Here is a 26,681-nt window from a genome sequence, read left to right on the forward strand (position 1 = left end):
GGGCCGGTTCCGTGTGATCGTAAGATAGCCGATGCCATCCGCCGGGGTTGTCGCGCCGACGACAATTCCGGGTTAATCCCTACGGAGTGCGATGCGTACCGATTCCCCGCATGATTTCATCGACCGCTGCGCCTGGGCAGTCGATCTGAGCGCCGAGCAACGCGAGCGTGTCAAACGCGTGACCACGGTACGCGAGTACGCCCAGGGCGACTACGTCTGCCACAAGGGCGAACTGGCCGAACACTGGCTGGGCGTGGTCGAGGGCATCGTCAAGATCACCACCGTATCGCCGTCGGGCAAGTCGGTGACGTTCACCGGCGTGCCGCAGGGCGGCTGGTTTGGCGAAGGCGCGGTGCTCAAGAAGGAAATCCGCAAGTACGACGTGATGGCGCTGCGCCGTTCGCGCATCGCCTTCGTGCCGCGCGAGACTTTTCAGTGGCTGCTGGATACCAGTCTGCCGTTCACGCGCTTTCTGCTGATGCAGTTCAACGAGCGGCTGGGACAATTCATTGCGGCGGTGGAATACGAACGGCTGCTCGACATCGATTCGCGCGTGGCGCGCGCCGTGTCGTCACTGTTCAACGAGCATCTGTACCCGGGCATCGGCAAGACGCTGGAGATCTCGCAGGAAGAGATCGGACTGCTGGCGGGCATTTCCAGACAGCGCGCCAACCAGGCGCTGAAGGTGCTGGAACAGCAGGGGCTGGTGCGGGTCGACTACGGCGTGATCGAAGTGCTCGATCTGGAAGGACTGCGCCAGTACGGCGAATAGGCCGGCGCCGCGCACGGGCGCGTGAGACATGGGCGCAAAAAAACGCGACGGCGGCGCATTAGACGCACCGCCGTCGCGCATCGATCCCTGCAACCGTTACTTGCTATACACGTACACGCCGCGTCCGGTCTTGCGGCCCAGATAGCCCGCCGCCACCATCTCGCGCATCAGCATCGCGGGGCGATACTTCGGATCGGCAAATTCGGTGTAGAGCACTTCCATTACGGCCAGCATTGTGTCCAGGCCAATCATGTCGGCCAGCGCCAGCGGACCGATCGGATGATTGCAGCCAAGCTTCATGCCTTCGTCGATTTCCTCGGGCGACGCCAGGCCTTCGCCCAGCACGCAGAACGCCTCGTTGATCATCGGGCACAGGATGCGGTTAACCACGAAGCCCGGGCTGTTCTTGACCGTGATCGGATACTTGCCCAGCGCCTTCGACAACGCTTCCACATCGGCGTGCGTCGCGTCGCTGGTCTGCAGGCCGCGGATCAGTTCCACCAGCGCCATCATCGGCACCGGGTTGAAGAAGTGCATGCCGATAAAGCGGTCGGCGCGCGCGGTAACGGCGGCCAGCTTGGTGATCGAGATCGACGAGGTGTTCGATGCGATGATCACATCCGGCCCGACGATGCTGTCGATCTGCCGAAGGATCTTGACCTTGAGATCGTAGTTCTCGGTGGCGGCCTCGATAACGATATCGGCGCGCTTGAAATCGTCATACGAGGTGCTGCCGTGGATGCGCGACAGCGCGGCGGCCTTGTCGGCCTCGGTGGCCTTTTCCTTCTTGATCAGGCGATCGAGGCTCGATGCCACGGTGGCGATGCCCTTCTGCACTGCCGCGTCGCTGATGTCGACCATCACCACGTCGAGGCCCGCCACCGCGCATGCCTGCGCAATGCCGTTGCCCATCGTACCGGCACCCACGATGCCCACTGTCTTGATTGCCATGTCTCGCTACCTTGCGTTGTTGGAGTTTCGGAGGATTGCCGCGCTCAGCCGCGCTGCGCCGCCAGTGCGGCGATCACGCGTTCGGCGTGCTGCTTGAGCAGCGCCATGTCCTGCTGCTGGCGCGCGTGTCCGCGCAGGGACTGGTCGGCATAGCGCGGCACGATATGGAAATGGACGTGCGGCACGGTCTGGCCGGCCGCTGCGCCGTTGAACTGGCTGATCACGATGCCGTCGGGGCCGAATGCCTCGCGCACGCCGCGCGCGACGATCTGCGTGGCGCGGATCGCGGCCGCCGCGGCGGCCTCCGACAGGCCGAACAGATCGACCGCCGCTTCCTTCGGCACCACCAGCGCATGGCCGTCGGACTGCGGCATGATGTCCATGAACGCGATGGTGTCGGCGTCCTCGTAGATCTTGAAGCACGGGAGTTCGCCACGCAGGATGCGGGCGAAGATGTTGTTGCTGTCGTACTCGGCTTGCATGACTGTCTTGGAGAGATATCGGCGGAGCAACGAGTGTAGCGCCGGCGCTCCGCCGGGGGAACCATCCCACTCGTTTTTCCGCCGCGGTGTCACATATTGCGCCGATATTGCCCGCCCACCTCGAACAGCGCGTGCGTGATCTGCCCTAGCGAGCACACGCGTACCGCATCCATCAGCACCGCAAACACATTGCCGTTGTCGATTACCGCCTGGCGCAGGCGATCGAGCATGGCTGGCGCTTCCGCCGCATGGCTGCGCTGAAATTCCGCCAGGCGGGTCAGCTGACTCTGCTTTTCGTCGTCGCTGGAACGCGCCAGTTCCAGTGTCTGCGGCGTCGGATCGCCATGCGGATTGCGGAACGTGTTCACGCCGATGATCGGTAACGTGCCGTCGTGCTTGAGCTGTTCGTAGTAGAGCGACTCCTCCTGAATCTTGCCGCGCTGATAGCCGGTTTCCATCGCACCCAGCACGCCGCCGCGCTCGGCAATCCGCTCGAACTCCTGCAGCACCGCCTCTTCCACCAGATCGGTCAATTCCTCGATCAGGAAGCTGCCCTGGTTGGGGTTCTCGCACTTGGCCACGCCCCATTCGCGATTGATGATCAGCTGGATCGCCAGCGCGCGTCGCACCGATTCCGCCGTGGGCGTGGTGATGGCCTCGTCGTAGGCATTGGTGTGCAGCGAATTGCAGTTGTCGTAGATGGCAATCAGCGCCTGCAGCGTGGTGCGGATATCGTTGAAGTCGATTTCCTGCGCATGCAGCGATCGGCCGGAAGTCTGGATGTGGTACTTGAGCTTCTGGCTGCGATCGTTGGCGCCGTACTTGTCGCGCAGCGTCACGGCCCAGATGCGACGCGCCACGCGGCCGAGCACGCTGTATTCGGGGTCCATGCCGTTCGAGAAAAAGAACGACAGGTTCGGCGCGAAATCGTCGATGTGCATGCCGCGCGCCAGATACGCCTCGACGTACGTGAAGCCGTTGGCCAGCGTGAACGCGAGCTGCGAGATCGGATTCGCGCCGGCCTCGGCGATGTGATAGCCCGAGATCGACACCGAATAGAAATTGCGCACCTGGTGATGGACGAAATATTCCTGAATGTCGCCCATCACCTTGAGCGAAAACTCGGTCGAGAAGATGCAGGTGTTCTGCCCCTGGTCTTCCTTGAGAATGTCGGCCTGCACGGTGCCGCGCACGTTCTGCAGCACCCATGCGCGGATCTTGGCTTCCTCGTCGGCGGTGGGCTCACGGCCATTCTCGCTGCGGAACCGGTCAAGGTTCTGGTCGATGGCCGTATTCAGGAACATCGCCAGAATCGACGGCGCCGGGCCGTTGATCGTCATCGACACCGACGTGCTCGGGCTGGTCAGGTCGAAGCCATCGTAAAGCGCCTTCATGTCGTCGAGCGTGGCGATCGACACGCCCGAGTTGCCCACCTTGCCGTAGATGTCGGGACGCTCGTGCGGATCCTCGCCATACAGCGTGACGGAATCGAACGCGGTGGAGAGCCGCTTGGCGTCCATGCCTTCGGACACCAGCTTGAAGCGGCGATTGGTACGGAACGCATCGCCCTCGCCGGCAAACATGCGCGTCGGATCCTCGCCTTCGCGCTTGAATGCGAACACGCCGGCCGTGTACGGAAAACTGCCGGGCACGTTCTCGCGCATCAGCCATTTCAGGATCTCGCCTTCATCCTCGAAGCGCGGCAGCACCACCTTGCGCACCTTGGTGCCGGAAAGCGTGGTCGTGATCAAGCCGGTGCGGATTTCCTTGTCGCGGATCTTCACCACGTATTCGTCGCCGCCGTACGCCGCCTGCATCTGTGGCCACATCGCCAGCAGCTTGCGCTCGACGGCGCCCAGCGACGCGTCGCGCTCCGCCGCCAGCGCCTCCAGCGCGCGGCCCTCGGCGTTGCCCGCTACGTTGGCGTCGGCGTTGCCGTGCGCCGCGGACAACATGGCGCGCGCCGCGCGCAGTTGCTGGCGTTCGCGCGCAAGCCGGCTCTGTTCCGCCACGCGACGGTGATAGCCCCGCACCACGTCGGCCAGCTCGGCCAGATAGCGGCTGCGCGCGGGCGGCACGATCACGTTCTGCCCCGTCGAGATGCGCCCGCTCAACGCCGGCAGCACGCCGGTCCTGAGCGACAGCCCGCGTTGCGACAGCGCCTGAACCAGTCCCTGGTAGAGCATCGTCACGCCGTCGTCGTTGAAGCGCGACGCCTGCGTGCCGTACACCGGCATGTCTTCGGCGCGGCTATGCCATTGCTCGCGATTGCGCTGCACCTGCTTGGCGACATCGCGCCACGCATCCTGTGCGCCCTTGCGGTCGAACTTGTTGATCGCGACGAAATCCGCAAAATCGAGCATGTCGATTTTTTCGAGCTGGCTGGCGGCGCCAAATTCGGGCGTCATCACGTACAGCGACAGATCGACATGCGGCACGATGGCCGCATCGCCCTGCCCAATGCCCGAGGTTTCCACGATCACCAGATCGAAGCGCGCGGCCTTGCACGCGGCAATCACATCGGGCAGTGCCTGCGAGATCTCGGAACCGGCCTCGCGCGTGGCGAGCGATCGCATGAAGATGTTCGGGTGATTGATCGCGTTCATGCGGATGCGGTCGCCCAGCAGCGCGCCGCCCGACTTGCGGCGCGACGGGTCGATCGAGATCACCGCGATCGACAGCGCATCCTGCTGATCCAGACGGAAGCGCCGAATCAATTCATCGGTCAGTGACGACTTGCCCGCGCCGCCCGTGCCGGTGATGCCGAGCACCGGCGTGGCGATGGTTGCGGCCTGCGCGCGCAATTCGCTAACCATCGACGCGGCGGCCTGGCCGTTTTCGAGCGCGGTGATCAGTTGCGCCAGCGCGCGCCGGTCGCCGCCCGCCACGCCGTCGAGCGTAGTCGGCGCGTATCGCGTGAGGTCGATATCGCAACGCTGCACCATGTCGGCTATCATGCCGGCCAGTCCCATGCGCTGTCCGTCTTCGGGACTGTAGATGCGCGCCACGCCGTAGGCCTGCAGCTCGCGAATCTCGTCGGGCACGATCACGCCGCCGCCGCCGCCGAACACCTGGATGTGATCGCCGCCGTGTTCGCGCAGCAGATCGATCATGTATTTGAAATATTCGACGTGCCCACCCTGGTAGCTGGAGATGGCGATGCCCTGCACGTCTTCCTGCAGCGCGGCGGTCACCACCTCGCGTACCGAGCGGTTGTGGCCGAGGTGGATCACTTCGCAGCCGTGCGACTGAAGAATGCGCCGCATGATGTTGATCGACGCATCGTGTCCGTCGAACAACGAAGCCGCCGTGACGAAACGCACCTTGTTGGCGGGCGCGCCGCCGGGCGTGGCGCCGGGCTTGGCGGTTGCCGTCCTGCTCACATCGGAAAGATCAGTCATTGTCTCCACCGCTTTGTTATGTGGCTGGCTGCCGCGCGCCGGCGATTCTGACGATCGCACTGACGAGGGCCGGACGATTATATGACGTTTACGTTAACGTAAGTCACGGTGCGCGTGAAAGCCGCGCTGGCGGCACGTCGGCCGGATGGCTGGCCGGGTAAGTGCCCTTTGCTGGCATCGTCGCACAGAGACCCCGCGCAAAACAGTGCCTGGAAATGCGAAAGGCCGCCGGACGATCGTCCAGGCGGCCTTTGGGTCACGCGCTGTTGGCAATCAGGTGCTGATCTGCGGGCAATCGCCAAACGCGTCGGTCTTGCGGGCGTTCCAGCGACGCAGCAGCTGGTGCGCGATGAAGACGGCGCGGCGCAGCGACCACGGCGCCGGCGTCTCGGTCAGCAGAAAGCGCGCGCGCGGCGCGTCGCCGGACAGCCAGACGCGTTCGCCTTCGCCCAGTGCCGCCACATCGCCGGGGCGCAGCCAGATGTCGGCGGGATGGCCCTCCACGGTCAGCCAGAGGCGGCCTTCCAAGGCCGTTACGGTTTGCCCGTGGCGCGCGCGCCAACTGACCGGGCGATCGGGTTCATCAAGTTCGAATGTTCTGAGTTCACGCATGGGCGTCTCCTTGCTGCGCAGCCGCGCGGATCCCGTTGCGGAATCCGGCGAAGAAAAGGGGCGCTGCGCCGTGCTTCCATTATTCATGGCGGGGTCTACAATCCCATGCACAGTTCCGAACAGTTTTCGATGAACTGTTCAGTAGTTTTTGCTGACAGTTGCCGCCCCCGCTCCGCATGAAACTCATACTCGACCCGTCCACGGGCGTTCCGCTGACCGAGCAGATCGTGTTGGCCGTGAAGTCCTGGATCAGCTCGCGCGAAGCCGCGCCCGGCGCCCGCCTGCCTTCGATCCGCGCGCTGGCCGCCGAGCACGGCATCAGCCGTTTTCCGGTGATCGAGGCGTACGACCGCCTGGTGTCGCAGGGGCTGGTCGATTCGCGCCAGGGGTCGGGCTTTTACGTGGCCGACAGCACGCTGGCTGGACGCAGCGGACGCGGATGGTCGGATCCAAGCCTGGCCGAAGACCTGTCGGTGCACATCATCGACCAGTTTCACCATCCCAGCGGCACGCTGAAGCTGGCCGGCGGATTCGTGCCCGAGGAATGGCGCGATGTGGAAGGACTGACGCAGGCGATCCGCCACATCACGCGGCACGATATCGACAGCGTGATTCACTACGCCACGCCGCTCGGGCATCCGGAATTGCGCAAGCAGGTGCTCACGCGCGTGCGGCAGATTGGCGTGCAGGCGGAACTGTCGCAGGTGCTGATCACCAGCGGCGCGAGCCAGGCGCTCGACCTGATCGTGCGCCATCTGCTCAAGCCGGGCGACACGGTATTCGTCGAGGATCCCGGCTACTACAACCTGTTTGGCCTGTTGCGCATGCACGGCGTGCAGCTGGTGGGCGTGCCGCACACGCCGAACGGCCCCGATCCGCAGGCGTGCGAGGCGTTGCTGCGCAAGCACAAGCCGAAGCTGTTCTTCACCAACAGCATCCTGCAGAATCCGACTGGATCCACGCTGGCGCCACCGGTGGCGTTCCGCCTGCTGGAGCTGGCGCGCCGCCATAACTTCCGGTTTGTCGAAGACGACATCTTCTCGGACTTCCAGCTCAACTTCACCGATCGCCTGGCCACGCTGGACCAGCTCGAACACGTGATCTATATCGGCGGGTTCTCGAAAACGGTGTCCGCGGCGCTGCGCGTCGGGTATCTCGTGGCGGAAAAGAATCTGATCAAGGACCTGATCGACGTGAAGGTGCTGACCAGCGTGGCGGGATCGCATTTTGCCGAGGCGGTCACGGCCACCATGCTTGAGCGCGGTGCGTATCGAAAGTATGTGGAACGGTTGCGCGTGCGCACGCGCGAAGTGACGGCCGACGCGGTGAAGATTCTCGACCAGTATGACTGGGAAGTGTTTTGCGAGCCCGCGGGCGGCAATTTCCTGTGGGCGCGTCCGCGCGGTATCGAAGATTCGCGCGAACTGGTGGCGCTGGCGGAAACCTACGGCATTTCGCTTGCGCCGGGACATTTCTTCCGGCCCGGCGGCGAAACGTCCGCCTGGGTGCGCATCAATTCCGCCTACGCCGGCGAAGAACGGTCGCGCGCGTTCTTCGCCGATTCGGGCAGCCGCTGATCAGTCCTGCGCGTCGCCGCCGTGGTTATGCAGCACGGCGTTGCGGCGCGAGTAACCGAAGTAGATCAGCAGCCCCAGCACCAGCCAGCACAGGAACGCGATCCACGTCACCACCTGCAGATGCAGCATCAGGAACAGGCAGAACGCCACCGACAGCAACGGCACCACCGGCACGCCGGGGCAACGGAAGGTGCGCGGCAGGTGCGGATGCGTGCGGCGCAGGACCAGGATCGACACCGAGATCAGTGCGAAGGCGGACAGCGTGCCGATATTGATCAGCTCCGCCAGCACGTTCAGCGGCACGAAGCCGGCGATGGTGGCGAACACGATGCCCACGGTCCACGTGGCCGTGAACGGCGTGGCGTGCACCGGATGCACCGTCGACAAGACTTCCGGCAACAGGCCGTCGCGCGACATCGCAAAGATGATGCGCGTCTGGCCGTAGGTCATCACCAGGATCACGGTGGTCATGCCAAGGATCGCGCCCAGGTCGACAAAGCCGGCCACCCAGTTCTGGCCCGCGTATTGCAGCGCCAGCGACACCGGATGGTCGACGCCCTCGAACTTCGCGAACGGCACGATGCCGGTCATGATGGCGGCGACCGCCACGTACAGCACGGCGCAGACCGCCAGCGACCCGATGATGCCGATGGGCAGGTCGCGCCCGGGATTGCGCACTTCCTCCGCGGCCGATGTGACGGCGTCGAAGCCGATGAACGCGAAGAACATCAGCGCCGCCGCATTGAAGACGCCGGAAAAGCCGAACGGCGCAAACGGTTGCCAGTTGGCCGGCTGCACGTGCCAGACGCCAACCGCGATGAACAGCACCACCACGCCGATCTTGATCACCACCATCACGTTGTTCAGGCGCGTCGATTCGCGCACGCCGTACGACACCACCCACGTGATCGCCAGCATGATCAGGATGGCCGGCAGGTTCACCAGCGTGTGGACGTCGGGCACCGATCCCGGCGCGGCGCTTAACGCGCGCGGCAATTGCACACCAAACCCCGCCAGCAGCGACTGGAAATAGCCCGACCATCCCACCGAGACCGCCGAGGTGGCCAGTCCGTATTCGAGCAGCAGGTCCCAGCCGATCATCCACGCGATGATCTCGCCGAGCGTGGCGTAACAGTAGGTGTAGATCGATCCGGAGACAGGAATTGCCGAGGCAAATTCCGCGTAGCACAACGCCGCGAATCCGCACGCCATCGCCGCGATGATGAACGACACCGTCAGCGCCGGACCGGCGGTCAGCGCGCCGGTGCCGGTCAGCACGAAGATGCCGGTGCCGATGATCGCGCCGATGCCCATCAGCACCAGATCCACGGGCCCCAGCACCTTGCGCAATCCGTCATGCTCGCTCACTTCCAGCATGGCTTCGATGTTCTTGGTGCGAAACAGACTCATGGCGCGCCTCCGGTCGGGGTCATCCCAATGACTATAGGTTGTACAAATACCGTCGGCGACGGGTTCTGCGCGTCATGGCAGCCGGGCCGACACAAAGCGCGCGATGTTACGCGACTTGTCCGCGACAAGCCTTGACGTGGATACCGTTTCCGCACAGGGCAGACAAAAAAAAGACGCTCCACGACGGGAGCGTCTTCTATGCAGTCCGTGACTGCGTGCGCGATTACTTCGCCACCGGCATCGTGAACTCGGCGCCCTTGGCGATGCTGTCCGGCCAGCGCTGCATCACGCTCTTGTAGCGCGTGTAGAAGCGCACGCCCTCTTCGCCATAGGCGTGATGATCGCCAAACAGCGAGCGCTTCCATCCGCCGAACGAATGCCACGCCATCGGCACCGGAATCGGCACGTTGATGCCGACCATGCCCACCTGGATCTGGCGCGCGAACGCGCGGGCGATACCGCCGTCGCTGGTGTAGCACGACACACCGTTACCAAATTCGTGACGATTGATCAGATCCACCGCTTCGGCAAAGTCGTGCACGCGCACCACCGACAGCACCGGCCCGAAGATCTCTTCCTTGTAGATCGTCATGTCCGGCTTGACGTGATCGAACAGCGTGCCGCCGACGAAGAATCCCTTGTCGTGACCGTCGACCTTGTGGCCGCGGCCATCGGTCACCAGTTGCGCTCCTTCGGCCACGCCCTTGGCGATGTAGCCTTCGACCTTGGCCTTGTGCGCGGCGGTGACCAGCGGGCCCATCTCGGCGTCGGCCTCCATGCCGTTGCGGATCTTCAGCGTCGCGGCGCGCTCGGCCAGGCGCGGCACCAGCCGGTCGGCCACATCGCCCACCGCCACCGCCACGGAAATCGCCATGCAACGCTCGCCGGCCGAGCCGTACGCGGCGCCCACCAGCGCATCGACGGCCTGATCCAGATCGGCGTCGGGCATCACCACGAGGTGGTTCTTTGCGCCGCCCAGCGCCTGCACGCGCTTGCCGTGCCGCGTGCCTTCCGTGTAGATGTATTCGGCGATCGGCGTGGATCCGACAAACGACAGCGCCTGCACATCGGGATGCGCCAGCAGCGCGTCGACAGCGGTCTTGTCGCCCTGCACCACATTGAACACGCCATCGGGCAGCCCGGCCTGCTTGAGCAGGTCGGCGATCAGCAGGCTCGGCGACGGATCGCGCTCGGACGGCTTGAGAACGAACGTGTTGCCGCACGCCAGCGCCACCGGGAACATCCACATCGGCACCATCACCGGGAAGTTGAACGGCGTAATGCCGGCCACCACGCCCAGCGGCTGGCGCAGGTTCCAGTTGTCGATGCCACCACCGATGTTGTCGGTGAAATCGGTCTTGAGCAGGTTGGGAATCCCGCAGGCAAACTCCACGACCTCGATGCCGCGCGTGACTTCGCCCTTCGCATCGGAAAACACCTTGCCGTGCTCGCGCGTGATCAGCGCGGCCAGGTCATCGTGATGGCGGTCCAGCAGTTCCTTGAACTTGAACAGGATGCGTGCGCGGCGCAGCGGCGGGGTTTCCGCCCAGGCCGGCCATGCCGCCTTGGCGGCGGCCACCGCGGCCGCCACATCGTCGGCGGTGCCCATCGCCACGCGCGCCGCGACGTCGCCCGTGGCCGGGTTGAACACATCGGCAAAGCGGTCGATGCCCGCGCGCTGCACGGTGCCGCCGATGTAGTGATGGATTTCGGCGATCTGCCGGTTTTCTGCGATATTCACTGCGGTCTTCCTCTCAATGGCGGGCAGGTCTTACTTCACACTCTGCAGTGCCTGCTTCACGGTGTCGAACAACTGATCGATCTCGGCCTCGGAAATGATCAGTGGTGGCGAGAATGCCAGGATATCGCCGGTGTAGCGCACCAGCACGCCAAGCTCCAGGCATTTCAGGAACGCCTCATAGGCACGCGCACCCGGTGCGCCCGGACGCGATTCCAGTTCCACACCGGCCACCATGCCGAGGTTGCGGATGTCTTTCACATACGGCGCGCCGCGCAGCGCATGCACGGCCGATTCGAATTTTGCCGACATCTCGGCGGCGCGTTCGAACAGCTTGTCGCGCTTGTAGATGTCCAGCGTGGCGATACAGGCCGCCATCGCCAGCGGATGGCCCGAATAGGTGTAGCCGTGCGGCAGTTCGATCGCACCGGCGGCCGTGGCGTTGATCACGGCGTCGTGCACTTCGCGGCGCACCGCCACTGCGCCCATCGGCACCGCGGCATTGTTGATGGCCTTGGCCATCGTGATCAGGTCCGGCGTCACCTTCAGGCGCTCGGCCGCGGTAGCCGCACCAAGGCGGCCGAATGCGGTGATGACCTCGTCGAAGATCAGCAGGATGCCGTGCTTGCTGGTGATCTCGCGCAGCTTTTCCAGATAACCGACCGGCGGTACCAGCACGCCGGCCGATCCGGCCAGCGGCTCGACGATGACGGCAGCGATGTTCGAGGCATCGTGCAGCGCGACCAGGCGTTCGAGTTCGTCGGCCAGATGGGCGCCCCACTGCGGCTGGCCTTTCGAGAACGCGGCCTCGGCGATATTGAGCGTGGCGGGCAGATGATCGGTGCCCGGCATCACGTTGGCCGACCACATCTTGCGATTCGGCCCAATGCCGCCGACGCCCATGCCGCCAAAGCCAACACCGTGATAACCGCGTTCGCGGCCGATGATGCGCGTGCGTTGCCCTTCGCCGCGCGCGCGATGATAGGCCAGCGCGATCTTCAGCGCCGTGTCGACCGATTCGGAGCCGGAATTCGTGAAGAAAATACGGTCGAGTCCCTGCGGCATGATCGAGGCCACCTTGGTGGCGGCTTCGAATTCCAGCGGGTGGCCCATCTGGAACGGCGGTGCGTAGTCGAGCGTGGCCGCCTGGTGCGCGATCGCCTCGACGATTTCCTTGCGCGCGTGGCCGGCCGCCACGCACCACAGGCCCGCGCAGCCATCGAGCACGCGACGTCCGTCGTGGGTCGTGTAGTACATGCCGCTGGCCGAGGCCAGCAGGCGCGGCGCGGCCTTGTACTGGCGATTGGCCGTGAACGGCATCCACAGGGCTTCGAGATCGGGAATCACGGTTTTGGCGGCGTCCATACATTCTCCTGATAGCGGTGTAAGCAGCGTGGCACGGCGGTGCGCCACGGATGTCGGCCACTCTACCGGCGGGGTCTGGCCTAAAGAATATACGGTCTGGAGATCGACAGCTGACCGTACAGTTTCACGCCCGCAAACTGTATAGATTGCACACCGCGGCGCGACTTCCCGCCACCCGCCACCCGGCGCCGCTTGCAGCGCTGAGAGGTCCGATCCACGGCGGATCTACGCTCAATCCACGCTGCAACGCATCAAATGAAAGGGACCGCGCCGGAGCCGTCCGCATGCCAGTACACTGTACAGGTTTTGATTCGTTCCACGCGCCGCATGCTCAACCTGAACCTGATCCGCAGCCGCCGCGGCGGCGAAACCCTGACCGAGCAGATCGTCACCGGCATCGCCGCGCTGATCGATCGCCGCGCACTGCGCGCCGGCGCATCGCTGCCGTCGGTGCGCCGGCTGGCCCAGCAGCACAACGTCAGCACCTTCACCGTAGCGGAAGCCTATGGCCGCTTGACGGCGCTCGGTTATCTGGCGGCGCGGCCGGGCTCGGGTTATACGGTGGCGCATCGCCACGCGCCGGCCGGCCATCCGCGTGCTCCGCACTGGGAAGCGCCGGGGCTCAACGCGGCGTGGCTATTGTCCGATGTGTTTGCCGACCATTCGGTGCCGATCAAGGCCGGCGCCGGATGGCTGCCCGGCGACTGGCTCAACGAGGAAGGCCTGCATCAGGCGATGCGCAGCGCGGCGCGCGTGCCTGCGGCGCAGGTATCGGGCTACGGCCACCCATACGGCTTCGGCGCGCTACGCGAGCATATCGCCGTGCACCTGAGCCAGTACGGCATGCCGGTGCAGGCGCAGCAGGTGGTGCTCACCCAGGGCGCCACCCAGGCGCTGGATCTGGTGGTGCGAACGCTGCTGCAGCCCGGCGATACGGTATTGGTGGAATCGCCGTGCTATTGCAATCTGCTGCAGATCCTGCGGCTGGCGGGATTGCGCGCCATTGGCGTGCCCCGCACGGCCGCCGGCCTGGACACCGATGCGCTCGACGACGCGATCCGCCAGCACGCGCCGCGCGCACTATTCGTCAACACGGTGCTGCAGAATCCGACCGGCGCCACGCTGACCAGCATGAATGCGTTCCGGGTGCTGCAACTGGCCGAGCAGCACCGCCTGATGGTGGTGGAAGACGATATCTATCGCGAACTGGCGCCGGCCGGATCGCCGATGCTGGCGGCCATGGACGGCCTGTCGCAGGTGGTCTACGTGAATGGCTTCTCGAAAACGATCACGCCGTCGCTGCGCGTCGGCTATCTGGCGGCCAGCCCCGATCTGGCCAAGGCATTTGCGCGCACCAAGATGGCGGTCGGACTGACCTCGTCGGAAGTGACCGAGCGGCTCGTGTATTCGGTGCTGACCAGCGGCCACTACGGACGCCACGTCGCCGCGCTGGCCGAACGGCTACGCGCGCAGCAGGATCATGTGACGGAAAAAATGGAAGCGCATGGGCTGGAAATCATGCTGCGGCCCGAAGGCGGCATGTTTGCCTGGGCCCGGCTGGCACCGGGCGCGCCAGCCGCGGGCGGGGCGGCGCTCACCGGCAACCGGCTCGCCACGCTGGCGCTGGAACACGGCATCTGGCTCGCGCCGGGATCGTACTTCGAACCGGGAGAAACCGATTCGCCATGGATCCGCTTCAACGTGGCGACCAGCGATGCGCCGCAATTGTGGGCATTTTTCGATGCCGTGCGCGGCGGGACGGAAATCGCCCGCGCCGCCTGAGCCGCCCTTCGGACCGCTATCGGCGCGAGATCGGCGCGAAACCCGCCGACAGCGGGTGCGCCGCGATGCCATGCCGCTCAGAAGCGGTAGCGCACGTACCCGGTGTAGAAGTTGCTGCCCGGGTTCGGTTCCTTGATGCCGGCGTTGGAGATGTGCTGGAAGCGGAAGCCCACTTCGGTGTTGGCGTTCTTGCCGAAGCCCACGCCGATGCCGACCATGTCGGAGAACTGGAACGCGGTGCCCGAGCGGTGCTGGTCCGACGTGCCGGTATGGCTCAGCACGCGCAGGCCCACCGAGGCCTCGGCAAACGGCACGAAATAGCCGCCGCGCTTTTCCACGCGGAAGATCGGCGACACGCCGAATTCGAACAGATTCTGTTGATTGGTGCCGCTGCGCGCATCCCAGCCTGCGACGTTGAATTCGCCCTGCAGGCGGAACAGCCATCCCTGCGGATTGCCGTACTGGATCGGCGTGTTGAAGTTCAGGCCGAGTTCATACTTGTTGACGCCGTGGCTCGGATCGCGGCCCATCGCGACGTGCACTGCGGGGTGGCTCCAGCCAACCAGTTCTTCGGCGCTGGCAGCGGAACTGGCACCGGCGGCAAGCGCGGCGAGGACAACGGTGCGGACGATAAGGCGGCTTCGGGATTTTTGAGCGAGGTGCATGCGGCGTTGTTGTTGTTCTGTCTTCATGTTCGGGGGCATCGAAGAGAGAGTGGCTCGGCAAACGGAATCGAATGCCTGACCGATCGGAAGCACCAGGGCGCTCCGGGCAGTCAGGCCCAGAGCCGCTCCACCAACCAGCTCGCGGCAACACAAATTCCGAGCCAGACGGCGAGGCAGCCTGCAATAAAACGGTAAGTCATTGTGAAAATCAACAGCAGAGTGGAGGCTTTGAATCGAATTTTTGCGACGCATTATACATGCATGCATGAATGTATGTATCGGGGCGTCGACTGTCGCGCACTTCATTGACAGTGATCGATCAATCAGAAAAATCTCCAAGGCGCATCATGCCAGCGCGCCAACAACCCTGCACGCCGAGGGTTAAACGGACGAATCAAAAATTTTGGCGGTACGGACGCGGCAAATGTGCTCGCCGTAGCGTCGCTGGCAGCCGTCACGCTCGGCCCATGCGCAGCGCCCCGACGGCGCACGGGGCGCGGTCGGGGCGAAGATTCTCAGAAAATTCAAAGGGTTGGGTAAATCAGCCGCGCAGAAACGGCAGGACTTCTTCCAGCAGGCGGGCGGGAATTTCCTCGGCAATGTAGTGGCCGCACGGCAGCGCGTGGCCGGTGACGTGGCGCGCCACGCGACGCCATTCTTCGAGCGGCTGGAAACATTTTCCAACCGCACCGTCGGCGCCCCACAACGCCAGCATGTCGCACTCGATCATGCGGCCCGCGGCGATGTCGGCGCGGTCGTGTTCCAGGTCGATGCCTGCGCTGGCGCGGTAGTCCTCGCAAAGGCCGTGGGCCGATCCGGGCTGCTGCAGGCAGCGCAGATATTCGGCCAGCGCGGCGTCGGTAAACGGGGCCAGGCCGGCGCTGCGGCTTCCCATGGTCTGACGCAGATAAAGCGCCGGATCGGCCTCGATCAGCGTCTCCGGAAACGGCGCCGGGCGAATCAGAAAAAACCAGTGGTAATAGGCGCGTGCGAAGGCCTCGTTGGTCTGCGCATACATCGCCAGCGTCGGTGCGATGTCCAGCGTCACCAGCCGGCGGACCGCCTGCGGGTGATCGACGGCCAGCCGGTGCGCCACGCGCGCGCCGCGGTCGTGCGCCATCACGCTGAAGTGCCCGAACCCGAGCGCGCGCATCACGGCCAACTGGTCGGCCGCCATGACGCGCTTGCTGTAGTTGCTGTGGTCGGGCAGCCCGGCGGGCTTGCCGCTGTCGCCGTAGCCGCGCAGGTCGGTCGCCACCACGGTGAAGTGGCGCGCCAGCTCGCCGGCCACCTTGTGCCAGATCACGTGCGTCTGCGGATGGCCGTGCAACAGCAGCAACGGCGGCCCTTCCCCGCCGACCACCGCGTGAATCGGCACCCCGTCATGGTCGATGCGATGCGTGACGAATCCCTCAAACATGCCTGTCTCCCTGTTTTGCCAGCCGCGCCATGGTCGTCGCCGCCACGTCGCGCAGCCACGGGCTGGCGGCGTGATGGCGGTGAGCGAAGGCGTCGATGTCGGCGGCGTGCGTCAACGACATGCCGATGATATCGAGGCCGCGGCGGAACATGTCCAGATGGCGCGCCGACATCGAGAACGACGTGGTGAACGACCCGGCGCGCACCGTCATCGACGACAGGTCGATGCGGATCGACGCGGGCGCCACCGGATCGCTGACCGCGCGCATCAGGATATCGACGTCCGCCTGCGGCAGCATCGCCAGCAGCAGACGGTTGTTCATCGCGTTCGAGTAAAAGATCTCGCCGAAACTCGGCGCGATCACGGCGCGGATGCCGAACTGCTGCAGGCCCCACACGGCGTGCTCGCGGCTGGACCCGCAGCCGAAATTCGCGCCCGCCACCAGCACGCGCGTATCGCGCCACGCAGGCTGGTTGAGCACGAAATCGGCGCGCGGCGCGCCGTGCTCGTCGAACCGCATGTCGTAGAGCAGGCCCTTGTCGAGACCGGACTTGTCGATGCCGCGCAGGAACTGCTTGGGCATGATCTGATCGGTATCGAGGTTTGGCAGCGGCAGCGGCGCGCCGACGCCCTCGATCAATGTGAATGCGGACATGTTCGGACTCCGGGTCAATTGAGCGGGTTCAGTTGGCGCACATCGGTGATGCAGCCGGTAACGGCCGCCGCCGCGGCCATGGCGGGGCTCATCAGGTGCGTGCGTCCGGCGCGTCCCTGGCGGCCCTCGAAGTTGCGATTGGTGGTCGATGCGCAGCGCTCTCCCGGCGACAGCACGTCGTCGTTCATCGCCAGGCACATCGAGCAGCCGGGCTTGCGCCATTCGAAGCCGGCGTCGATCAGCAACGCGGCAATGCCCTCGGCTTCGGCCTGATCGCGCACCGCGCCCGAGCCCGGCACCACCATCGCGCGCACGCCGTCGGCCACCTTGCGGCCGCGCACCACGTCGGCCACCGCGCGCAGGTCTTCGATGCGGCCGTTCGTGCACGATCCGATGAACACGCGCTGCACCGGCAGGCCGCTCAGCGTGCTGCCCGGCGCGAGGCCAATGTAATCGAGCGCGCGCGCCGCGGCGGCCTGCGCACTGGCGTCCGCGGCATCGGTCGGTTGCGGCACGACGGCGGTGACCGGAATCGCCTGGTCGGGACTGGTGCCCCATGTCACGTAAGGCGCGACGACCGATGCGTCGAAGGCCAGCTCGGCATCGAATACCGCGTCGTCGTCGGAATGCAGCGCCGTCCATGCCGCGCGCGCCGCGTCGGCCATCGGGCCATCGATATCGACCGCGCGCGCCAGCACGTAGCCGATCGCCGTCTCGTCAGGCGCGATCAGCGCGCCGCGCGCGCCGGCCTCCACGGCCATGTTGCACAGGGTCATGCGCGCTTCCATCGACAGCGCGTCGATGGCGCTGCCGGTGAATTCGACCACGTAGCCGCGCGCGCCCTGTGCGCCGATGCGCGCGATGACATGCAGGATCAGATCTTTCGACGTGGTGCCCGGCGGCAGGCTGCCATCGACACGGATGCGCATGGCCTGCGCCAGCCGGTACACCAGCGTCTGCGTGGCCAGCACGTGCTCGACCTCCGATGTGCCGATGCCAAACCCCAGCGCGCCGAACGCGCCATATGTGGTGGTGTGGCTGTCGCCGCAAAGCACGACCATGCCGGGGCGGATCATGCCGTGCTCGGGCGCGATCACATGTTCGATGCCTTGCAGCGGATCGTTGGTGTCGAACAGCGCAATCCCGTGCAGATCGCAGTTGCGTTTCAGATTGCGCGCCTGCAACGCCGACGCGGGGTCCTGGATCACGCGCGGCGACTGCGCGTGCGTGGGGATGATGTGGTCGACCACCGCCAGTTGCTGGCCCGGCGCCGCCACTTGGCGGCCCTGCTCGGCCAGTCCCGCAAACGCTTGCGGGCTGGTGTACTCGTTCATGATGTGCAGATCCGCGTAGAGCAGCACGTTGTCCGCATCGAGCGTGACAACCGTGTGCGATTCCACGAGTTTCCGATACAGCGTGCGTCCGGCCATGGTGGCTGCCTGTTCTGGAGAGTGGGATGAACGGCAGTCTAATCGCGGAATTCATCGCTATAATTTCGCCATTCGCAATTCATTCGTGCCCTGGATTCATGAGTTGGGTACGTAATCGCCGCACTCTGCCCGCCCCATGGACGCCTTTTCCGATCTCGCCTTTTTCATCCTGCTGGTCAAGCGCGGCAGCCTGGCGGCCGCGGCCCAGCATCTGGGCCTGACGCCGTCGGCGGCCAGCAAGCGGCTGGCCGCCCTGGAAGCGCGGCTTGGCGTGCGCCTGCTCAATCGCACCACGCGCCGGCTATCGGTGACGCCTGAAGGCGAGGCCTATCTGGCGCAAGGCGGACGCATCCTGGCCGAACTGGAAGAACTGGAGCAAGGCCTGGGCGGCAGCCGCGTGGCGCCGCGCGGATTGCTGCGCGTGAATGCCACGCTCGGTTTCGGCCGCCGCCATCTGGCGCCCGCGGTGGGCGATTTCCTGCTCGCATATCCGGAAGTGGAAGTGCAGTTGCAACTGACCGACCGCGCGCTGAATCTGGCTGAGGAAGGCTTCGATATCGGCATCCTGGTGGGCGACCTGCCCGATGCGCGGCTCAACGCCCGCAAACTGGCGCCGAACCACCGCCTGCTGTGCGCGTCGCCCGCGTATCTGGCGCGGCACGGCGAGCCCGCTTCGCCGCGCGCCTTGCAACAGCACCGCTGTATCGTGATTCGCGAAAGCGAAACCGCCTATGGCACCTGGCACCTGCAGGCGGCGGGTCGGCAGGAAACCATCAAGGTGCGCGGCGCGGCGGCCACCAACGATGGCGAAGTGGCCGTCAACTGGGCACTGCAGGGCCACGGCATCGTGTTGCGATCGGAATGGGAAGTGGCGCCGCTGCTGCGCTCGGGACGCTTGCGACAGGTGCTGCCGGACTGGTCCGCGCCGCCGGCGGACATCTACGCGGTGTATCTGTCGCGCGACAAGCTGTCGGCCCGCGTACGCGCCTTTGTCGACTTCATGGCCGAGCGCTTTGGCGGTTACGACACCGCCGCCGATTACCACGGCTGGTAAGCGACGGCCGGCACCCGGAGGCCGCCATATGGAGACTGGTTCGCCCGGCGCGTTGCATCGCCCTTTATCGCGCAGGGTTGTGCGATCGCGCGCCGTGCGGCCCTGCTACGCTAACAGCTTCCGCCCTAACGCTCCGGATATTCCCATGCACACGCACAACCTCTCCGCGTGGACCCATTCCCACATTTTCGACACCGGCAACCCGGCTGCCGAACGGGGCACGCGGCTGGTGATGTGGATCACTTTGGCGATGATGGCCATCGAGATCGCGGCCGGTCTCGGCTTCAATTCGATGGCGTTGCTGGCCGACGGCTGGCATATGAGTTCGCACGCGGTGGCGATCGGCCTGTCGGCGTTTGCGTACGCGGCCGCGCGTCGGCTGGCGCACGATGCGCGCTTCACGTTCGGCACCTGGAAGATCGAAGTGCTGGCGGCGTTTGCCAGCGCGGTATTCCTGCTGGGCGTGGCCGCGCTGATGGTGTTCGGATCGGTGGAGCGCCTGATCAGCCCGGCGCAGATCCATTATCAGCAGGCCATGGCAGTCACGGCAGTCGGCCTGCTGGTCAATCTGGGCTGCGCGTGGATTCTGGGCGGCGCGCACGGGCACGATCATCATGCGCATGGCCACGGGCACGAACATGGGCATGACCATCACGGGCAAGGGCACGGACACGCGCATGGTCATCACGACATCAACCTGCGTTCGGCATATCTGCACGTGCTGGCCGATGCGGCGACGTCGGTGCTGGCCATCGTCGCGCTGGCCGGCGGTTGGTGGCTGGGCTGGAGCTGGCTCGATCCGGCGATGGGTCTGGTTGGCGCGGTGCTGGTGGGACGCTGGGCCATCGGCCTGATGCGCCAGAGCGGCACCGTGCTGCTCGATCGCGAGATGGATCATCCCGTGGTCGACGAAGTGCGCGAAGTGCTCGACCAGTTTGCCCAGGGTGAAGACGGCACGCGCGTCGCGGATCTGCACATCTGGCGCGTGGGCCGCGAGCAGTTCGCCTGCATCGCCAGCCTGGTCACGCACGACAGCGCGCTGACGCCGCAACGAGTGCGACAGGCGCTATCGGTGCACGAGGAACTGGTGCACATCAGCGTCGAGATCAACCTGTGCGATGACGGCCCGGCGTCGCGCCGGACCACACATCGACATTGAACTCACGGCGCCACTGACCGCCCGGCGGCACGAAACATGGCGCCGGGCGGTCACGGCAAAACGGCGCGTCAGGGCACCAGCACGATCGCGCCGGTAGTTTCGCGGCGCTCGGCGGCTTCGTGCGCGCGCGCCACGTCGGCCAGCGGAAAGCGCGCGCCGATATCGACCTTCACATGGCCCGCTGCGACGGCGTCGAACAGGTCCTTCGCATTGGCGCGAAAACGCACCGGGTCCGCGTTATGCGGAAACACCGAAGGGCGCGTCAGGAACAGGCAGCCCTTCTTGTTGAGGATTTCCGGTTCGATGGCCGGCGCCGGACCGGACGCCGCGCCGTACAGCACCACCATGCCAAAGGTCTGCGCGCAATCGAGCGAGCCCAGGAAGGTGTCCTTGCCAACGGCGTCGTAGACCACATTCACGCCGCGGCCGTCGGTGGCGTCACGCACCTGCTTGACCCAATCGCCGTGACTGTAGTCGATCGCGATATCGCAACCGGCCGCGCGGGCCGTCGCGCATTTGGCGGCGGACCCTGCCGTGCCGATCACGCGCGCGCCCAGCGCCTTGGTCCAGCTGCTGAGAATCTGCCCCACGCCGCCCGCAGCTGCGTGCACCAGCACGGTATCGCCCGGCTTCACGGCGTAGGTATGGCGCACCAGATACTGCGCGGTCATGCCCTTGAAGATCACTGCGGCGGCCTGCTCGTCGCCGAGGCTGTCGGGCAGCCGCACGAGCTTGTCGACGGGGACGTTGCGGCCTTCCGCGTAGGCGCCCAGCCCGGCGTTCATATAGGCAACGCGATCGCCCACGGCGACGTCGGTCACGCCCTCGCCCACCGCCTCGACCACTCCGGCCGCCTCGTGGCCGAGCCCGGTACCGGCCGGCAACGGATAGGTGCCGCGGCGCTGATAGATGTCGATGAAGTTGAAGCCGATCGCGGTGTGCCGCACGCGCGCCTCACCGGCTGCAGGCGGCGGCAGCTCGACGGACTCGAGCCGCATCACCTGCGGCAAACCAAATTCGTGAAGGCGAACGGCGCGGACAGTCGTCGACATGGGGTCTCCTCGATGCAATCGGCAAATATGGGAGCCCAGATTATTGACGCTTTTGCAGAATCCTGCCGGCGCTCACGCCAGCTCCGCGCACATGCACAGCGCGCCGGTATTGCGCAGCCGTAGGAATTCCTGGCTTTCCAGCACCTGCGTCGGCAGCTTCGAGGCGTGGATCAGCGAAAAACCGTAGCGCGCGAAATAGCTGGGGCAGGCCGAGGTCAGCAGGACGGCGCGGCGAGCGCCGTTGGCGCGGGCGCGCATCATCACTGCGTTGACCAGATGACTGGCCACGCCCTGGTCGCGCCATTCACGCAACACGGCCACCGAGCGCACGATCGCCGTATCGTCGAACAGCTCGGCGCAGGCGCATCCAATCAGCTGGGTGTCGAGAATGGCGACATGGAAATTGCCGACCAGGCGCGGCAAGTCGTCCACCGGCAGGGCGCAACGCTCCAGCACGGCGCCGATGGCCGGCGCATCCGTCGGCTGCGCCGCACGGATTTGCAGATCTCTGATCATTGGGAGCCTCTTGTTTCTGTCATCACGTTGCGACGGATACGCCATGGAAGCTCTGCATGGCGCAGCCTGTTGCGCCGCTCATCGTCGGGTCATACGACAACGCACCAGCGCGAGCACCAGGTGCTGCACCGGTGCCGACGCGCCCCACAGTATCGCAATCGAACGCGCGTTTCCAGATGGGGACTTACCGTATGTGCCACGCACCATGCATTACCGCAACGGAGCATGAAATGCGCCAGGTTCACGCCCGAGTATCGGCGCGTCTCATGACAGCATTGGGTTGGAAAACAGGGGGAAAAACCTAAATGAAAAACTGGAGGCGGGGATACGGAATCGAACCGTCGTAAGCGGCTTTGCAGGCCGCCGCATAACCACTCTGCCACCCCGCCTTAGAGATGACGGCCCGAGCAGGCCGTTCAGTGGTGCGGGGCGCAGTGTAGCCGAAGTCGAAAAAGTCTGCAGGACGTGCGATCGTGCGCCGTACGCCGGGGGCGCCCGTTACTCGTCGAGCTCGCCCATCGCCGACTGCAGGTAGTTGTGCACGCCCACCTTGCGCAGCAGTTCCAGTTGCGTCTGCAGCCAGTCGATATGCTCCTCGGTGTCGTGCAGGATGTCGGTGACGATCTCGCGCGAGACGTAATCGCTCACCGATTCGAAGTATTTGATCGCCTCCTTGCAGGACGCCTGCGACACGAGTTCGAGCTTCAGATCGCAGCCGAGCATTTCCTCGGTGTTCTCGCCGATCATCAGCTTGTCCAGGTCCTGCAGGTTGGGCAGGCCGTCGAGCATCAGGATGCGTTCGATCAGCCGGTCGGCGTGCTTCATTTCCTCGATCGACTCGTCGTATTCATGCTTGCCCAGCGCCTTGAGTCCCCAATGCCGATACATCCGCGCATGCAAAAAATACTGGTTGATGGCGGTCAGTTCGTGTTTGAGTTGGCCGTTCAGCAGTTGAATTACCTTCTTGTCGGTTTTCATCGCCTCGATCCTCGCCATCGGTAATTAGCATTTTCATGGTAATGCGCAATACCGGAAGATCAAGCGCGGGGCGGGTTTCCGGCCGATGCGCGCACTTTTGGCATGATTGTGAGATTAATATTGATTCCGATTTAAGGCGAATAAAAAGCGCCTCGCAATGGAGGCGCTTACCGATTTTGCGCGGACGCCGCAAAACGCCCGCGACAAAATCCTGAGTTGTTTCCTGAGCTGTTATTCGCCGCTCGCGCGATAACGGTTTCGCAGGTCGCGGATCAGATCGTGATTGCGCAGCACGCCCTGATACTGGCGCTCGATCAGCGCGCGAATATCGAAGCTGAGATCGGTTTGCTGCAGCGCCTCGGCATATTTCTTCTTGGCGACGTCCTCGCCCTTTTCGGTTTCCTCGAGGATGGCCAGATCAGTGCGGTCGCTCACCGCGGTGCGCAGGCTGATCCAGCCGCGATGCAGCGCGCCGGCCACGCTGCCGTGGTCTTCCGGCTTGCCGCCCAGTGCCGCGACTTGGGCCTGCAGCTCGCGCACGGCCGCGCCGATTTCTGCGGCCCGGCTCGAAAACAGCGTCTTCAGTTCCGGATTCTTGGCATCCTCAGCGGCCTTGCGGAAGCCTTCCTCGCCGTCTCGCGAGACTTCGATCAGGTCATTCAATACAGACACATTGTTATCAGCCATAACGGACTCCTCTTATCTCATTTGCCACGCCCACGCGGCGTATCCGCGGCGTGGCATGGAACACGCCGCGCCTGGCATCGCCACGCGCGGCCCTTGCATTCAAGATAGAGGAGCGGCCTCGCCAGCACTGTCGGGAGGCCTCGCAAGCGGTTGTCGGCTTTTGCCTACATCGCCGTAAATGTGCCGTTAATCGAGCAGGTGGCCCATGCGCGAGCGCTTGGTGGCGAGGTATTTTTCATTCTCGGCATTGGACGGCACGATGTGACGCATCTGTTCGGTCACACGGATGCCGGCGTCTTCCAGCGCCTTGATCTTCACCGGATTGTTGCTCATGAGGCGGATCGACTTGACGCCCCACTGGCGCAGGAAATCGGCCGCGAACGCATAGGTGCGCGCGTCGATGGCCTGGCCCAGCGCGAGATTGGCGTCGACGGTATCGAGCCCGCCATCCTGCAGCGCGTAGGCGCGGATCTTGTTGGACAAACCGATCCCGCGTCCCTCGTGACCGCGCAGATACAGCAGCACGCCGCGGCCTTCCTCGGCGATCTTGCGCATGGCCAGGTCGAGCTGTTCGCCGCAATCGCAGCGGCAGGAACCGAACACGTCGCCGGTCAGACATTCGGAATGCAGCCGCACGAGCAGGTTTTCGCCGGCCAGATCGCCCATCGATAACGCCAGGTGTTCCGTGCCGGTGTCCACGCCCTGGAAGGCATGGGCGGTAAATTCGCCGTAGCGGGTCGGCAGCCGTGCGGAGCCGATCAGCTCACTTTCTAGGTCTTTCATATGGTGTGCAGTCGCTGGAGCGCCATGGTGCCCGCGCGGCATGATGCAGGACGGGACAGGCGCGCCGCGCGGCGCCGATTGGGAGAGGCGCGGACGCGGGATGCCGGCAAGGATACCGCGAAACGCCATCCACCATCGGGCGCAGGGTTACCTGCCGGTAGAAGTTTTTACATGCGCCGTGGCGGCACGCAGCGGTTCCGACGTCACAAACTCCGCCCCACGGCAGCCTTGCCAATGGGGCGGCGGAAAAACAAAACCGCCCGAAGGCGGTTTCGTCGGCCAGCGTCTGCGTCCCAAAAGCCATCATCGGGACAGCGAGCGCGGACCCTCCAATGCGGACCGTCGATGCGGTTTATTCCACCGTCACGGACTTGGCCAGATTGCGTGGCTTGTCCACATCGGTGCCGCGCGCGCAGGCCGTGTGATAGGCCAGCAATTGCAGCGGCACCACATGCAGGATTGGCGACAGCGCGCCGTAGTGCTCGGGAAGGCGGATCACCTGGATGCCGTCGGACGACTGGATATGCGTGTCGGCGTCGGCAAACACGTACAGCCGGCCGCCGCGCGCGCGCACTTCCTGGATGTTGGACTTGAGCTTTTCCAGCAGGGCGTCGTTCGGCGCCACCGTCACCACCGGCATCGCCTCGGTCACCAGCGCAAGCGGGCCATGCTTGAGCTCGCCGGCCGGATAGGCCTCGGCGTGGATGTAGGAGATTTCCTTGAGCTTCAGCGCGCCTTCGAGCGCGATCGGATAGTGCAGGCCACGACCCAGGAACAGCGCGTTTTCGCGCCGCGCAAAATCCTCGGACCACGCGATGATCTGCGGCTCCAGCGCCAGCACGCCGTGCAGCGCAACCGGCAGATGGCGCAGGTTGGTCAGCGCCTGTGCTTCCTGCTCATCGGTGAGATGGCCGCGCACCTTGCCCAGCGCCAGCGTCAGCATGTACAGCGCGGCCAGCTGCGTGGTGAAGGCCTTGGTCGACGCCACACCGATCTCGGTGCCGGCGCGCGTCAGGAAACTTAGTTCGGTCTCGCGCACCATCGCGCTGGTCGCCACATTGCAGATGGCCAGCGTATGGGTGTGGCCGAGCGAGCGCGCATGGCGCAGCGCGGCCATGGTATCGGCGGTTTCGCCCGACTGCGAGATCACCACCACCAGCGCGCGCGGGTTCGGCACGGTCTCGCGGTAGCGGTACTCGCTGGCCACTTCCACCTGTGTGGGAATCCGGGCGATCGATTCGAGCCAGTACTTGGCAGTGCAGCCCGAGTAATAGCTGGTGCCGCACGCCAGGATCAGGATGCTGTCGATCTCGGTAAATACCTGCGCGGCGTTGGGGCCGAACAGTTCCGGCGTGATGGCGGCGATGCCTTCCAGCGTATCGCCCAGCGCGCGCGGCTGCTCGAAGATTTCCTTCTGCATGAAGTGGCGGTACGGGCCCAGTTCGACGGCCGCAGCGTGGGCTTCCACCACGCGCGCCTCGCGTTGCACCTCGTGATCGTGCACGTCGCGGATCTTCGCGCCCGCGCGCGTCAGTTCCACCACATCGCCCTCTTCCAGATAGATGATGCGGTTGGCGGTGCCGGCCACGGCCAGCGCGTCCGACGCCAGGAACGTTTCGTCGTTGCCCAGCGCCACCACCAGCGGCGATCCGGCGCGCGCGCCGACCACCACGTCAGGCTGGTCCTTGGCGACCACGGCGATCGCGTAGGCGCCGTGCAGGCGCTTGGTCACCACGCGCACCGATCCGAACAGATCGCCACGCGTGGCGCTGCTCGGATAGGTATAGGCCTGGTGAATCAGGTGCGCCACCACCTCGGTGTCGGTCTGCGATTCGAAGCCGTAGCCGACCGCGCGCAGTTCGTCGCGCAGCGGCTCGTAGTTTTCGATGATGCCGTTGTGCACCAGCGCAATGGTCTCGTCCGAGAAATGCGGATGGGCGTTGACCGTGTCGGGCTTGCCATGCGTGGCCCAGCGCGTGTGGGCGATGCCCAGGGCGCCGGCCAGGCCAGACGCCTGCGTCTGCGTGTCCAGATCGGCCACGCGCGACACCGTGCGCGCGCGCTCCAGCATGGCGTCGCGCACGACGGCCACCCCGCACGAGTCATAACCACGATATTCCAGGCGACGCAGCCCTTCGATCAGGACCGGTACGATATTGCGGTGCGAAACCGCGCCGACGATGCCACACATC

Annotated in this window: 22 protein-coding genes and 1 tRNA gene; 5 read left to right on the plus strand and 18 right to left on the minus strand. The window is 65.1% G+C overall.

What is annotated here, in order from left to right; all coding sequences use genetic code 11:
• The first annotated feature begins 91 nt into the window (after nucleotides 1-91).
• Nucleotides 92-772, plus strand: a complete 681-nt coding sequence (locus tag AC1RKI_RS02380; RefSeq protein WP_061959179.1) for a Crp/Fnr family transcriptional regulator — start codon at nucleotides 92-94, stop codon at nucleotides 770-772.
• A gap of 96 nt (nucleotides 773-868) precedes the next feature.
• On the opposite strand, the gene AC1RKI_RS02385 is transcribed toward AC1RKI_RS02380, so the two are convergent.
• From AC1RKI_RS02385 to AC1RKI_RS02400, 4 genes are all read right to left on the minus strand, one after another.
• Complete coding sequence (locus AC1RKI_RS02385; protein WP_490713957.1) at nucleotides 869-1,723, minus strand: 3-hydroxybutyryl-CoA dehydrogenase; 855 nt, start codon at nucleotides 1,721-1,723, stop codon at nucleotides 869-871.
• A gap of 44 nt (nucleotides 1,724-1,767) precedes the next feature.
• The gene (locus AC1RKI_RS02390) at nucleotides 1,768-2,205 is read right to left on the minus strand and encodes an HIT family protein (RefSeq protein WP_492793994.1); all 438 of its coding nucleotides are present in this window, start codon (nucleotides 2,203-2,205) and stop codon (nucleotides 1,768-1,770) included.
• 89 nt (nucleotides 2,206-2,294) lie between these two features.
• Nucleotides 2,295-5,606 carry a fused isobutyryl-CoA mutase/GTPase IcmF gene (gene icmF / locus AC1RKI_RS02395; protein WP_492793993.1) on the minus strand — a complete coding sequence of 1,104 codons (3,312 nt, stop codon included), beginning with the start codon at nucleotides 5,604-5,606 and terminating at the stop codon, nucleotides 2,295-2,297.
• 273 nt (nucleotides 5,607-5,879) lie between these two features.
• Nucleotides 5,880-6,218, minus strand: a complete 339-nt coding sequence (locus AC1RKI_RS02400) for a DUF2917 domain-containing protein (protein ID WP_061959194.1) — start codon at nucleotides 6,216-6,218, stop codon at nucleotides 5,880-5,882.
• Between the two features lie 176 nt (nucleotides 6,219-6,394).
• On the opposite strand from AC1RKI_RS02400, the gene AC1RKI_RS02405 reads away from it, so the two are divergent.
• Nucleotides 6,395-7,795 (plus strand): aminotransferase-like domain-containing protein, encoded by a 1,401-nt coding sequence (locus AC1RKI_RS02405; RefSeq protein WP_492793990.1) that lies wholly within the window; start codon nucleotides 6,395-6,397, stop codon nucleotides 7,793-7,795.
• Here AC1RKI_RS02405 and bcaP read toward each other — a convergent pair whose 3' ends face one another.
• The 3 genes from bcaP to aptA form a co-directional block, all read right to left on the minus strand.
• Nucleotides 7,796-9,205 carry a branched-chain amino acid transporter BcaP gene (gene bcaP, locus AC1RKI_RS02410; protein WP_150980810.1) on the minus strand — a complete coding sequence of 470 codons (1,410 nt, stop codon included), beginning with the start codon at nucleotides 9,203-9,205 and terminating at the stop codon, nucleotides 7,796-7,798. It abuts the gene before it with no gap.
• A gap of 223 nt (nucleotides 9,206-9,428) precedes the next feature.
• Entirely contained in the window at nucleotides 9,429-10,946 is a 1,518-nt protein-coding gene (locus AC1RKI_RS02415; protein WP_492793988.1) for a CoA-acylating methylmalonate-semialdehyde dehydrogenase, read from the minus strand.
• A 30-nt stretch (nucleotides 10,947-10,976) separates the two neighbouring features.
• Complete coding sequence (aptA, locus tag AC1RKI_RS02420) at nucleotides 10,977-12,308, minus strand: omega-aminotransferase AptA (protein ID WP_251164477.1); 1,332 nt, start codon at nucleotides 12,306-12,308, stop codon at nucleotides 10,977-10,979.
• A gap of 327 nt (nucleotides 12,309-12,635) precedes the next feature.
• Here aptA and AC1RKI_RS02425 point away from each other — a divergent pair, with 327 nt between their 5' ends.
• The gene (locus AC1RKI_RS02425; RefSeq protein WP_492794326.1) at nucleotides 12,636-14,090 is read left to right on the plus strand and encodes an aminotransferase-like domain-containing protein; all 1,455 of its coding nucleotides are present in this window, start codon (nucleotides 12,636-12,638) and stop codon (nucleotides 14,088-14,090) included.
• Nucleotides 14,091-14,167: 77 nt separating this feature from the next.
• Here the strand turns inward: AC1RKI_RS02425 and AC1RKI_RS02430 are convergent, their stop codons facing one another.
• The 4 genes from AC1RKI_RS02430 to leuC form a co-directional block, all read right to left on the minus strand.
• Nucleotides 14,168-14,782, minus strand: a complete 615-nt coding sequence (locus tag AC1RKI_RS02430) for an acyloxyacyl hydrolase (RefSeq protein WP_492793986.1) — start codon at nucleotides 14,780-14,782, stop codon at nucleotides 14,168-14,170.
• Between the two features lie 514 nt (nucleotides 14,783-15,296).
• On the minus strand, nucleotides 15,297-16,175 hold the full coding sequence (locus AC1RKI_RS02435) for an alpha/beta fold hydrolase (protein WP_492793984.1): 879 nt from the start codon (nucleotides 16,173-16,175) through the stop codon (nucleotides 15,297-15,299).
• Nucleotides 16,168-16,830, minus strand: coding sequence for a 3-isopropylmalate dehydratase small subunit (leuD, locus tag AC1RKI_RS02440; RefSeq protein ID WP_492793983.1), 663 nt, complete (start codon nucleotides 16,828-16,830; stop codon nucleotides 16,168-16,170). The genes AC1RKI_RS02435 and leuD overlap by 8 nt, the downstream gene beginning before the upstream one ends.
• A 14-nt stretch (nucleotides 16,831-16,844) precedes the next feature.
• Complete coding sequence (gene leuC / locus AC1RKI_RS02445) at nucleotides 16,845-18,260, minus strand: 3-isopropylmalate dehydratase large subunit (protein WP_341247772.1); 1,416 nt, start codon at nucleotides 18,258-18,260, stop codon at nucleotides 16,845-16,847.
• A gap of 136 nt (nucleotides 18,261-18,396) precedes the next feature.
• On the opposite strand from leuC, the gene AC1RKI_RS02450 reads away from it, so the two are divergent.
• Together AC1RKI_RS02450 and dmeF are read left to right on the plus strand one after the other, a co-directional pair.
• The gene (locus tag AC1RKI_RS02450) at nucleotides 18,397-19,314 is read left to right on the plus strand and encodes a LysR family transcriptional regulator (RefSeq protein WP_061959167.1); all 918 of its coding nucleotides are present in this window, start codon (nucleotides 18,397-18,399) and stop codon (nucleotides 19,312-19,314) included.
• 145 nt (nucleotides 19,315-19,459) lie between these two features.
• Nucleotides 19,460-20,473 (plus strand): CDF family Co(II)/Ni(II) efflux transporter DmeF, encoded by a 1,014-nt coding sequence (gene dmeF / locus AC1RKI_RS02455; protein ID WP_492793981.1) that lies wholly within the window; start codon nucleotides 19,460-19,462, stop codon nucleotides 20,471-20,473.
• A 68-nt stretch (nucleotides 20,474-20,541) separates the two neighbouring features.
• On the opposite strand, the gene AC1RKI_RS02460 is transcribed toward dmeF, so the two are convergent.
• The 7 genes from AC1RKI_RS02460 to glmS form a co-directional block, all read right to left on the minus strand.
• Nucleotides 20,542-21,525, minus strand: a complete 984-nt coding sequence (locus AC1RKI_RS02460; RefSeq protein WP_227458410.1) for a quinone oxidoreductase family protein — start codon at nucleotides 21,523-21,525, stop codon at nucleotides 20,542-20,544.
• Nucleotides 21,526-21,597: 72 nt separating this feature from the next.
• Nucleotides 21,598-22,041: a GNAT family N-acetyltransferase gene (locus AC1RKI_RS02465; RefSeq protein WP_222156638.1), complete on the minus strand. Its 444-nt coding sequence runs from the start codon at nucleotides 22,039-22,041 to the stop codon at nucleotides 21,598-21,600.
• 314 nt (nucleotides 22,042-22,355) lie between these two features.
• A tRNA-Cys gene (locus tag AC1RKI_RS02470) sits at nucleotides 22,356-22,430 on the minus strand.
• 109 nt (nucleotides 22,431-22,539) lie between these two features.
• Nucleotides 22,540-23,019: a bacterioferritin gene (gene bfr, locus AC1RKI_RS02475; RefSeq protein ID WP_061956373.1), complete on the minus strand. Its 480-nt coding sequence runs from the start codon at nucleotides 23,017-23,019 to the stop codon at nucleotides 22,540-22,542.
• A gap of 231 nt (nucleotides 23,020-23,250) precedes the next feature.
• On the minus strand, nucleotides 23,251-23,706 hold the full coding sequence (locus AC1RKI_RS02480; protein ID WP_061956198.1) for a PA2169 family four-helix-bundle protein: 456 nt from the start codon (nucleotides 23,704-23,706) through the stop codon (nucleotides 23,251-23,253).
• 186 nt (nucleotides 23,707-23,892) lie between these two features.
• A complete protein-coding gene (gene ribA, locus AC1RKI_RS02485; protein ID WP_061956375.1) occupies nucleotides 23,893-24,489 on the minus strand; it encodes a GTP cyclohydrolase II in 597 nt (198 codons plus the stop codon).
• A 352-nt stretch (nucleotides 24,490-24,841) separates the two neighbouring features.
• Entirely contained in the window at nucleotides 24,842-26,680 is a 1,839-nt protein-coding gene (gene glmS / locus AC1RKI_RS02490) for a glutamine--fructose-6-phosphate transaminase (isomerizing) (RefSeq protein ID WP_150980828.1), read from the minus strand.
• Nucleotide 26,681 lies beyond the last annotated feature (1 nt).

The organism is Cupriavidus sp. GW822-FHT06G04, assembly GCF_058799075.1.